6 protein-coding genes are annotated in these 10,897 nt (G+C 66.2%); 4 read left to right on the forward strand and 2 right to left on the reverse strand.

The annotated features are described in order from the left end of the window. Positions 1-152: 152 nt before the first annotated feature. On the reverse strand, positions 153-2,375 hold the full coding sequence (locus QZV93_RS13220; protein ID WP_295559092.1) for a L,D-transpeptidase family protein: 2,223 nt from the start codon (positions 2,373-2,375) through the stop codon (positions 153-155). Positions 2,376-2,699: 324 nt separating this feature from the next. Between QZV93_RS13220 and QZV93_RS13225 the strand changes: the two genes are divergently transcribed. The 3 genes from QZV93_RS13225 (at position 2,700) to QZV93_RS13235 (ending at position 5,300) form a co-directional block, all read left to right on the forward strand. After that, on the forward strand, positions 2,700-3,353 hold the full coding sequence (locus tag QZV93_RS13225; RefSeq protein ID WP_295559093.1) for a thiamine phosphate synthase: 654 nt from the start codon (positions 2,700-2,702) through the stop codon (positions 3,351-3,353). A gap of 12 nt (positions 3,354-3,365) precedes the next feature. Beyond that, positions 3,366-4,367, forward strand: coding sequence for a tetratricopeptide repeat protein (locus tag QZV93_RS13230; protein WP_295559094.1), 1,002 nt, complete (start codon positions 3,366-3,368; stop codon positions 4,365-4,367). Positions 4,368-4,511: 144 nt separating this feature from the next. Next, positions 4,512-5,300 carry an inositol monophosphatase family protein gene (locus tag QZV93_RS13235; RefSeq protein ID WP_295559095.1) on the forward strand — a complete coding sequence of 263 codons (789 nt, stop codon included), beginning with the start codon at positions 4,512-4,514 and terminating at the stop codon, positions 5,298-5,300. A gap of 113 nt (positions 5,301-5,413) precedes the next feature. Here QZV93_RS13235 and QZV93_RS13240 read toward each other — a convergent pair whose 3' ends face one another. Continuing rightward, positions 5,414-8,197: an autotransporter outer membrane beta-barrel domain-containing protein gene (locus tag QZV93_RS13240; protein ID WP_295559099.1), complete on the reverse strand. Its 2,784-nt coding sequence runs from the start codon at positions 8,195-8,197 to the stop codon at positions 5,414-5,416. Between the two features lie 693 nt (positions 8,198-8,890). Between QZV93_RS13240 and QZV93_RS13245 the strand changes: the two genes are divergently transcribed. Then, positions 8,891-10,894: a DEAD/DEAH box helicase gene (locus tag QZV93_RS13245; protein ID WP_295559096.1), complete on the forward strand. Its 2,004-nt coding sequence runs from the start codon at positions 8,891-8,893 to the stop codon at positions 10,892-10,894. Positions 10,895-10,897 lie beyond the last annotated feature (3 nt).

Consider the following 10,897-nt stretch of genomic DNA (forward strand, 5'->3'; position numbering starts at 1 on the left):
TTTGGGACGAGGGCTTAGCAGCAAGGCGCAGCGAGCCCCCCTCGTTGCGCCTTGACTGTTTTTGAAGGCAAAGGGCGATCGGCCTCTCGAAACGCCAATGGCCAGGCGCTGAGCCTGGCCATCTGCAAATGCGTCTTCGCCGCGCGCGTGTGTCAGTTGAGCCAGAAGCCCGAGATCACGTCCGACAGCGTCTCAGGCGGCTGCTTGGATTTCTTCTTCTTCGAGTTCGAGCTCGAGGTGCTCACCGGCGTGTACTCGGTATCGTCCGCAGCCACGACCTCGGGAGCCGGGCCGGAATCGAACTTGATCGCCCGCCCGGTGAGCGCCGACGAAAGCCGGCTGTCATGCCCGTAGAGATCGCTGAAGGTGGACACGCGCCCCTCCGCGTCCGCGACCGCCGTCAGGTAGGTGATATGCACCGGGATGGGGTTCTTGAGCTTGATCTCTCCCCCGCCCGCGATGACGTCATCCGCCGCCGCCTGCGTGAGACCGTTGCCTTCCATCAGCATGATCTCGGCAAAGCGCGTCGGGTTCTGCACGCGGATGCATCCGTGCGACAGCGCCCGGTTCGGTTGCGCGAACAACGCCCGCTCGATGGTATCGTGCATGTAGACGTCGTGCCGGTTGGGGAACAGGAATTTCACGGTGCCGAGCGGGTTCTTGCCGCCCGGCGGCTGAATGAAGCTGTAGGCGCGCACGTCCGCCGTGCTCCAGTTCACGGTGTCGGGATTGATCTCCCGACCGTTCTGATAGACCTTGAGGCCGTACGCCCGGATCGATGCACCGCCACCGCCTCCGCCGCCGAACAGCTGTGAGAAGAAGTCGCCGCCGCCCGCCGCACGCAGACGCGGCTGCAGCTCGCGCATCTTGATGCCGTCGGGCATGCCCCACGACGGATTGAAGGCGATGGTCTTCATGCTCTCGGAGAACACCGGCGTCGCCCACTGCGGCAGACCGACGATGATGCGCTCCTTGAACAGCACCTCGTCGCCCTTCAAGGTGCGCGTGGTGTACTCGGGAATGTTGTTCCAGACATAGACGCGCCCGAGATCCTCCGGCATCCACCGCCAGCGCTCCATGTTGAGCACGATCAGCTGCGTGCCGCGCTCGGGATCCGGCGCGCGTTGGGCGTCCACCTCTTTATTGAGCGAAACACGCGTCGCTCCCGAAAGCTGCCCGGTGGCCTTGATGCCCTTCTCCACCTGGTAGGCTTTGAGCGCGAGCTCGAGCTTCTCGTCGAACAGGGTGTCCTTGGCCCCGCCCTCGGCGGGCACCTTGAGCCGCTGCCTGAGCAGCGCCACGTTCGGATGATCGATGCCGACCTTCAGCGTCTCCTTGGTCTGCGGCAGGCTGACCTTGAGCGCCGGATCGACCTCGACGGCAGGCTCGGCGGGACCGCGCGCCTTGAGCAGCGCCTTGTGCAGGAGCTGGAACTGCGTGTGCTTCGGATGCTGCTCGCGCAGATAGGCGTCCGGTGCCGAGGCCGCGGCGAGATCCGTGACCACTGTATTCGGATCCTTGATCGGCGGCGTCACATCCAGGATGCGCGACAGCGACTGCGGATTGACGCGCCCGCCCCGCGCGAAGCGCACGTATTTGAGAAGCTCGAGCGTCAGCTTGCCTTCGGCGTCGGCCTGCGCGTCGGTCGCAGCCGATGCGGCAAGCGACGGCAGATCGAACGCCGCCGCCGAAAGCCCCCAATCGTCTGCCTTGCGCACTTCGTCGATGGCGCTCTTGGCCTTGGCGTTGAAACCCGAACTCTCGACCCAGAGCGGACCCTGCGTGCGCGCACCATAGAACGCGACGGCGGCCGCCACATCGTCCTTGTTCGCCTTGGAGGTATTCGCCGCCGTTCCGAGCCACGTCCGCACCGCGGCAACCACGGGATCGACCGGAGGCGCGGGAGGCGGAGCAACGGCAGCCGGTTGCGCCGCTGCGGGAGCGGTTGCGGCCGGCGCAGGTGCCGCCGATTGGGCCGGTGCCGCCGATTGAGCGGGGGGCGTCGCCGTGGACGGAGACGGAGATGCGGGCGCAGCCGTCGTGGCTGGAGGCGTCGGAGAGGCAGCAGGTGACGGAGCGGTCTGAGACGGCTGCGGCGTCGCCGCGTTGGCGACGGCTTCGCCCGGCTTCGTCTCACCGGCCGGAGCAGCCGTTGCCCCGGTGGCCGTCGGCGCCGTAGTCGTCGCGGCGGGAGACGCAGGCGCGGTTGCCGCGGGTTTGTTCTCGGGAATGCCCCCCGTCGTCTGACCCGCAGGCGGCGTCGCCGCGGGCGCAGTGGCAGGCGGGGTTTGCGCTCCGACGTTCGAGGCCGAGATAGCGAACGCAACAACTGCGGCCGCAGTGGCGGCAACACGCGTGAAAGCAGTCGTGAGCATCAATCTGGCTCCGTCAAAGCGGGACGCGGCACCACTAGAATCCCAGACAAGTGCAGATCCAGCATGGCAATTTCATGCCCATGCATGGTACTTAAACAGTACGCAAACGCGACGCGAAAAACCGGATTCGCACCGCCACGATAGACGCAACGCCTCTGAGGGAACAGACCGGTTTCCACTCAACGACCTGTTCTCCAAGGGCATTTCAGCCACATGAGCAGAAGGGTCGCTTTTCCGCCTGATTTGAGCTGGATACGCTCGCAGAGCTGAGCCGGACTGCCCGCTGGCACTAAAATATCTACCGAGGGACATGCCCCGAGCGACATGAGCCGCGCCCAACCAACCCCTGGCCTTTGCCTCGTCGCCTCCGCCGAAAGCGGGGCAGACGGAGCAACCCGCATCGCCTCCGCGCTCGAAGCCACCGGCGCCATAACCCTCATCCTGACGCCACCCGCATCCGGTGCCTTCGATCCCGCCGCCACCCGGGCCTTGATCGAGGCGGCACACGCGCGGAAAGTCGCCGTCCTTCTCGCCAACGACGTGCCGGCAGCGCAAAGGCTCGACGCCGATGGCGTCCACCTCTCCTGGCGCCCCGAGATCGAGGACGCCTACGAGGCGGCGCGCGGAACGCTCGGACCTGACGCCATCGTCGGCGCCGACGCCGGAGACTCGCGTCACGACGCCATGACCCTCGGCGAGGCTGGCGCCGACTACGTGGCCTTCAGCCTGCTGCCCGATGCCGATGATCCCGCCGAAGCCCGCGCCACGCAGCGCGATCTCCTGTCGTGGTGGGTCGAGGTCTTCGTCGTGCCCGCGGTCGCCTTCGACGCCGGGACCCCCGCCGACGCACGCGAGCTTGCACGGACGGGCGCCGATTTCGTCGCCGTTCGCTTGCCCGCCGATGTGCCGGCGGAAAAAATGGCGTCCTGGGCGCAGCCTTTCATCGCCGCGCTCGGTGCACCCGCAGACGCGGCCTGAGGAGCAGTCGTCGTGAGAACGATCAATCTCGTCATCCTGGGCTGCGCGGGCCTTGCCCTGGGCGTCATCGGCGGGCTCGCGGCCACGGGCATGCTGACGCCCTACCTTCCGCAATGGGGACAGTCGGCGCCGGCCGATCTCGCGTCCGAGCCCGATAAGTTTCCGGCCGACGACGCAGCCTACCTCGCCTTCGACCAGGGCAAATACCTGACGGCTCTCAAACTCGCCGAGCAGGCCGCCGCGCACGACGATCCCGAGGCCCACACGCTGATCGGCCGCATCTATGCCGACGGCCTCGGCGTTCCGAAGGACGATGCCACCGCCGCACGCTGGTACGCACGCGCGGCCGAGCTGGGTGACATCCAGGGCATGCAGGCGCTTGGCACCATGCTCGCCGAGGGCCGCGGCGTCGCCAAGGACATGAACCTCGCCGCCGAGATGTTCGAAAAAGCGGCAGCCACCGGCGATCCCGTCGCCAACTACAATCTCGGTCTCATGTTCCTGCGCGGCACCGGCAAGCCCGAGAACCCCTTCCGCGCCGCCCAGCACATCCGCTATGCGGCCGAGAAAGGCGTGGCCACCGCTCAATACGATCTCGCCGCCCTCTATCTTGAGGGCAATGGCGTTCCCAACGACGCCCTCGAAGCCGCCCGCTGGAGCGCCAAGGCAGCCGAGCAGGGCCTGCCCGCCGCCGAGTACGACTACGCCGTCATGCTGCTGCAGGGCCGCGGCCTGAAGGTCGACGAAGGGAAGGCTGTGGCGCTCCTGCAGTCCGCATCCGACAAAGGCGTCGCCGGCGCCCAGAACCGCCTCGGGCATCTCTATGCCGAAGGCGTCGGCGTGCAATCCGATCCCATCGAGGCCGCCAAGTGGCGCCTGATCGCCAAGGCCGCGGGCGTCGTGGATGACAAGCTCGACCTCTATGTCGCCGCGCTCCCCGATGCGGATCGCGCCAAGGCCCAGGCCGCCGCAGCAGAATGGCGCGAGAAGAAGCAGGTCTTGGCCATGCCGTGATCGAAGGGCGCACCATTAAGCAGTTGCGGCCGCCGCACAGCAAAAACAGTTGACGTTCCAGCCCGAAACCGTCAGAGCCTGCCAACCCAACCCCCTTGATGAGCCCGCGCCACCCGGCGCGGCATCCCGGAACGCATCGCCGCCATGCCTGCCTCAGCCTTGATGAACGTGATGATCGCGGCCGCCCGCAAGGCCGGCCGCTCGCTCGCACGCGACTTCGGCGAGGTCGAGCAGCTTCAGGTCTCCGTCAAGGGACCGGCCAACTTCGTTTCCGCCGCCGACCACAAGGCCGAGGACATCATCTGGAAGGAATTGTCGAAGGCTCGCCCGGGCTACGGCTTTCTGATGGAAGAGCGCGGCGAGATCGAGGGTGTCGACAAGACCCATCGCTGGATTGTCGATCCGCTCGACGGCACGACCAACTTCCTGCACGGCATTCCCCACTTCGCCATCTCGATCGGTCTCGAGCGCGACGGCGTGCTGGTGGCCGGCGTCGTCTACAATCCCGCGACCGACGAGCTGTTCACCGCCGAGAAGGGCAAGGGCGCGTACCTGAATGACAAGCGCCGCCTCCGCGTGGCCGCCAGGAAGACGCTCGCCGACGCCGTCGTCGTGACCGGCATTCCCCATCGCGGCCGTCCGGGCCACCCGCGCTTCCTCGAAGAGATGAAAACCGTAATGATGGAGGTCGCGGGCCTGCGCCGCTCGGGCTCGGCCGCGCTCGATCTCGCCTACATCGCCGCCGGCCGCTACGACGGCTACTGGGAGCGGAACCTGAAGCCGTGGGATCTCGCCGCCGGCATCGTCCTGGTGCGCGAGGCGGGCGGCCTCGTCACCGACGTCAATGGCGGCGACAAGGCGCTCGCGACCGGCGACGTCCTCGCCGGCAACAGCGCCGTCACCAAGGCGCTGCTTCCGCTGCTTGCCCACTAGCGCGCAGAGCTTCTCCCACCGCCAGGCACCCCGTCTCTGACGACTGCTTCGAGCCGGAAGCAGAACTCGATATCAGTCGATATCGAGAGCGAACGGCACATGATGACCTCCGCTCAAAAACTGACATCGAATCCTACGGTCCCGGTGACATCATAGCTGTCGGCGAAATCGATCAGGCTGGTGTTGAGCGCAGCTTCACCACGAATGGCATATTTGCTGTCGGCCCAGCTGTACGTGCCGCCGGCGCCCACTCCGCCCCAAAGCGCTTCCCGCTCATTGATGAGACTGACTCCGGCGAGATGCGCGGCGGTCTCCGGCCTGAAATCGTAGTAGAGGTTGGCGATCCAATAGGCGTGAAGGCGGCTGGTTTCTCCGGTTTCGCCGGTCCACCTGTTCTGGTAGTCGGCGGAAATGCCGAGACGGGCTTTGAGACGATCACCATCGGCCAGCGACACGGCGGCGGCGAAAACGTCCGCGAAGTCCTCGAAGTCGATCTCCGAATACACTAGCTGCACCTGCGGGGTAACCGACCAGTTGGATCCGAACGCGATCTGCTGACCCGCTTCCAGGCCCAGCGCATAGCCGAAGCCATTGTTGCCCTCGACCAGGCGGGTGGCGGCCGTGGAGGAGAAGAGATCGCTGTCATACCGGGTGAGCCCAGCCTGGCCGTCGAGGTAGAAGCCACCCGCGCCATACCAGGTCAAGGCTCCGCCCATTCCGTACCCGGTGCTGTCGATGGAGCCCGCGCCGAAGATCGAGCCGACGTTGCTCGAAATCGTGCCGTAGCGTGCCCACAGACCACCGATCAACTCGCCAGCGTCTCCGGCATAGAACTGACCGTCAGCGCCGGCCTGCAATTGCCAGGCGTCGCTCTCGTAGTCGGCACGCGTCGTGGAGAACTTGGAATCGGCGTTCGCATGGCTGGCGACGATCCGGGCCCAAGTCCCGCTGGCGGCATCGGGCCGCGCAACAGTCTCGACGGCGCCATTGGACCACGTGCGGTTGCCGACTCGCTGTTGCAGCGTGCCGAGTTCGTTGAAACTCTGCAGCACGGCAGGATAGGCCTCGTAGATGGGAGCGCCCGGCTGGTAGAGCGGGGTCGACGGACCGGCCGTGTCGAAGAGGGAGGAGCGCAGATACCAGTCGCCGTCGGCCGGCGCGCTCACGCTGCCCTGATGGAGGCGATACGCATATGCGCCGGCGACCACCGCCGGGTCGCCTTGGAACATGTAATTCCCCAGTAGCGTGAATTGGCCGCCCGAAACCCCGCCGACATCGACGATCTTGATGCCTTCGATCGTTTGAGCACCGGCTCCGCCGAGGTTGATCACCCGCACGCTGGTATTGCCGGACGTGTCGCCAGTCACCACCAGCACGTCCGAAGGCGAGCTGTCGCCACCGAGCACGGTCTCGATTTCGAGCGTTCCGCCATTGCCGACATAATTTCCGGCAACGGTGAGCACGCCGATCGAATTGCCAGGTGCGACCGTGCCAGCGGCAAAGTTTGTGGTGTCGCCGACTTGACCGATACCCTGCAGCCGGCCGCCCACGACCGCCATGGTGCCGCCCACAACGCCGTTCACGGCCAGAGTGCCCGCCGACACCGTGGCCGCACCGATGAAGCCGGAGCTGTCGCCGGTCAGCGTCAGCTTGCCCAGGCCCAGTTTGTTGAAGCTCGACGTACCGGAAAAATCGGTGCTGACCGCGATGTCGTGTGCGTTGCTATCGAACCATGCGCCCTCGGCGCCTATGGTCAGTGTCGCAAAGCCGTTGAGGAAATTGGCTTCGTCTCGCGTCGCTCGCAGAATGCCGCCGTTGAGGTCGAGGATCGCGGTGGCACCGAGTCCATGGATCACTGAGCCGGTCTCGACAATACCGCGCCCGGTGGCATCGCCGTTGAGATGGAGCGTTCCACTGCTCGTGCTGCCATTGGCGATACGAACGTCGCTACCCACGCTTACGAAGCCGCCTTTGCCAACGGTCATCGTGCCGGTGCCATCGGAACCCACCTCGATACGGTCGGTAGCAGTCAAGCTCGAGAAATCGCCGGTGCTGCTCGAGACTGTCACCGTGCCCGTGCCGCCGGCGGCGTAGCCAATAAAAACAGCGGCAGCGCCGCCGCCCGACGCACTGGTGCTCACGGCGGCACCATCCTCGATATCAAGCGTGCCGTCGCCTGAGAAACCCACGTAAATATTGTTGGCGGCATTCCAGATCGACGCATTGCCGTTGACGTCGCGGCCCGAGACGACGACCGAGCCCTCGCCGCCGCTGCTGTAGCCGATAAGGCCTTGTCCGCTGTTCAACGCGCCGCCGTCCAGAACGCCGAGCGTGTTGTTTATGCCGCCGTCGCCAATATAGATCTGGTTGGTGACGTTCCAGGTCGAGGCATTGCCGTTGATGTCGCGGCCCGAGATAACGACCGTACCGGTGCCGCCGACATTGGCGCCGATAGAGGCCAGTCCGCTGTTCACCACGCCGCCATCCAGGATGGTGAGCAGGCCTGCGCCGTTGTCGCCGATGTAGACCTGACCGGAACTCGTCCACGTCGAGGCATTGCCGTTGATGTCGCGGCCCGAAACGATGACTTCGCCCTGGCTGCCGGCCCCGGCGCCGACATAGCCCCAATCGTTGTACACCACACCGCCATCTTCGATGCGGAGCATACCCATGCCGTCCTGACCGACAACGAGATCCCCGTTATTGGTCCAGGTCGAGGCATTGCCGCTGCCATCGTGGCCCGAAACGGTGACCTCTCCCTGCTCGGAGACACCGTTGCCGATAAAGCCGGTGTCATTGGTCACCGTGCCGCCACCCTGGATGACGAGCGTGCCCACAGCAGGACTGGGACTACCAACGTCGAGGTCGCTACCGACCGACCAGTGCGGCAACGACACGGTGCCACCCGGATTGACGCCAACGCCCGTCACCGATTGCGCACGCGCTGGCCGAAGATCGGCAGCCGCACAGGCAATCAACATCGCCGCGGTCGTCGGAAACAAGGATCGGCGGTAGCCCACGGCATGGGCGCCGTTCTTCGCACCTAGTCTCAACGTCGGCCCCCCTGGCTCACGTCGTGTGGAGAGGGGCGATTGTCCGCCTTGCTCCGCCATACGGACGCGACGCGCCTCCGGCAAAGCCGAGTCAGATCGGACCCGAATCATTGCGGATGCAGCAAATTATTGCGGGCTATAATTAAATTTGGATTGCTGAAAAACCGAGACCGTCAGCCAACATGCAATCGCACTGACGATGCGGCCCATGGAGTTCGGACGCGCCGATCCTTGATCGGTCCAGGCGTCCATCTGCAGTGCTGCCTGTTGACGAGGAGGATGTCTCCTTCCGGTCATGCTCCGACCACCACAGTGGCCGTGCGCGACGTGGCGCAAGAACGGCCCATCTCCGGCTCCGGCCTGCCCCACCGGCCGGGATTGGCCCCAACTTAACCAGCCGGAGGGCGAGCCAACATGTCCGCTGGTGGAAAAGCGGAAAACCAACTAGGCATCGCGGATCGCGAAATCCCAGGCAGTGGCGTCGGCTCCCCTACCGGAGCCGTCAGCGCCGCCCTTATTTGAAAAGCGCCCCCCGTCATGACCTTCCCGTCGGCTCATCCCGCGCTCGGACGCGCCCTTGTGGCACGCGGCTACTCGGTCCCGACCCCCGTGCAGCTTGCGGTTCTCGAAGCCGACGCCGCCGGGCGCGATCTGCTGGTCTCGGCCCAGACCGGCTCGGGAAAAACGGTCGCCTTTGGATTGGCCATAGGCCCGGCGCTGCTCGGAGACGCGGAACGCCTGCCCCAGGCCGCCGCGCCGCTGGCCCTGGTCATCGCACCGACGCGGGAGCTGGCGCTCCAGGTGCAGCGTGAGCTCGACTGGCTGTACAAGGACACCGGCGCGCGCGTGGTCACCTGCGTCGGCGGAATGGACGCACGCGCGGAGGCACGCGAGCTCGGCTACGGCGCCCATATCGTCGTCGGCACGCCCGGGCGTCTGCGCGACCACCTGGAGCGGCGGCGCCTCGATCTGACCAAGCTCGCCGCCGTCGTGCTCGACGAGGCGGACGAGATGCTCGATCTCGGCTTCCGCGAGGATCTGGAATTCATTCTCGACGCGACTCCTGAAAGCCGCCAGACACTGCTGTTTTCCGCCACCATGCCGCGCGAGATCGAAGCGCTTGCCCGCCGCTACCAGCGCGACGCCGTCCGCATCGAGACGCTGAGGCGCAACGAGCAGCACGCCGATATTGACTATCGCGCCATCCGCATCGTGCCCGGCGATACCGAGAACGCGGTCGTCAACGTGCTTCGGTTCTACGAGGCGGGCGCCGCGATCGTGTTCTGCTCGACGCGTGAAGCCGTGAAGCGGACGCACGCGCGCCTCGTCGAGCGAGGGTTCTCCGCCGTGGCGCTTTCAGGCGAATTGACCCAGAACGAGCGCACGCATGCGCTGCAAGCTCTCCGCGACGGTCGCGCCCGCGTTCTGGTCGCGACGGATGTGGCGGCGCGCGGGCTCGACCTGCCCGCGCTCGCACTCGTCATCCACGCCGATCTCCCCAACGATGCCGAAACGCTCCTGCACCGCTCGGGACGCACGGGCCGGGCCGGCAACAAGGGCTTGTGCATGTTGATCGTGCCGTTCAACCGCCGGCGCAAGGCCGATGTGCTGCTGGCCGGTGCCAAGCTGAAGATCACGTGGGGCCCGGCGCCGACGGCGGAAGAGATCCGCGCGCGCGATCAGGAGCGGTTTCTCGCCAGCTCCATCTTCACCGACCCTGCGAGTGAGGAGGACATGAAGCTCGCCGAGGCCCTCAAGGCCGGACGCACGGCCGACGAGATCGCTCTCGCTCTTGTCCGCACGCATCGCGCCCAGCTTCCGGCGCCGGAAGACTTGGCTGAGGACAGAGGCCCGCCGCCCCGGCGCGAGGCTCGCTCGCCGTCGTCGCGGGAGCGCTTCCAACACCGGCCGGATCACGCGCGGGAAGCTCTGAGCGACACTCCGCACGATCGAAACGGCAGCGCGAACGCCGGCGAGCACCGCCCCCCGCGTCCCGCGAGGGATCATGGCCGCGAGATGGTGTGGTTCCGGATTGATATCGGCCGCGAGCGCAAGGCCGATCCCCGCTGGCTGCTTCCGCTCCTCTGCCGTGCCGGCGATGTGACGAAGTCTGAAATCGGCGCCATCAAGATCTTCGACCGCGACACGCGTTTTCAGATCGCCGCCGAATTCGCCGACAAGTTCGCAACCGCCGCGCGCGCCATGAAGCCCAACGAAGGGCGGATCTCCCGCATCGGCCCGACAATGGGAGACGATGCCGGAATGAGGGGCAATCCCACCCACGCGGCTCCGGCGCGTGAACGTGGAGACGCCAAACCCGTCACCTCGTCAGACCGCCCGGCGGACTTCCGCGCCAAAACGCCTTGGCAGGATCGAAAGAAGGCAAAGCCCGGCGGCCGCCCGCACCGCAAAGGCGACGCGCCGAGAGCCCATTCCAAGCCGCAAAAGCCTCACGCCGGATCTCCGAATGCCCACGGAGCACACAAGCCTGTGTCGAAGTATGCCCGCAAGAAGAAGCATCGCGCGCCTGCGCCGACCTAGGTC

This window comes from uncultured Hyphomicrobium sp., assembly GCF_902826555.1.
Taxonomy (GTDB): domain Bacteria; phylum Pseudomonadota; class Alphaproteobacteria; order Rhizobiales; family Hyphomicrobiaceae; genus Hyphomicrobium_C.

Excerpts from the sequence above, each read along its gene's own strand:
- QZV93_RS13220 (WP_295559092.1), bottom strand. The coding sequence starts at position 2,375 with ATGCTCACGACTGCTTTCACGCGTGTTGCCGCCACTGCGGCCGCAGTT.
- QZV93_RS13225 (WP_295559093.1), top strand. The coding sequence starts at position 2,700 with ATGAGCCGCGCCCAACCAACCCCTGGCCTTTGCCTCGTCGCCTCCGCC.
- QZV93_RS13235 (WP_295559095.1), top strand. The coding sequence starts at position 4,512 with ATGCCTGCCTCAGCCTTGATGAACGTGATGATCGCGGCCGCCCGCAAG.
- QZV93_RS13245 (WP_295559096.1), top strand. The coding sequence starts at position 8,891 with ATGACCTTCCCGTCGGCTCATCCCGCGCTCGGACGCGCCCTTGTGGCA.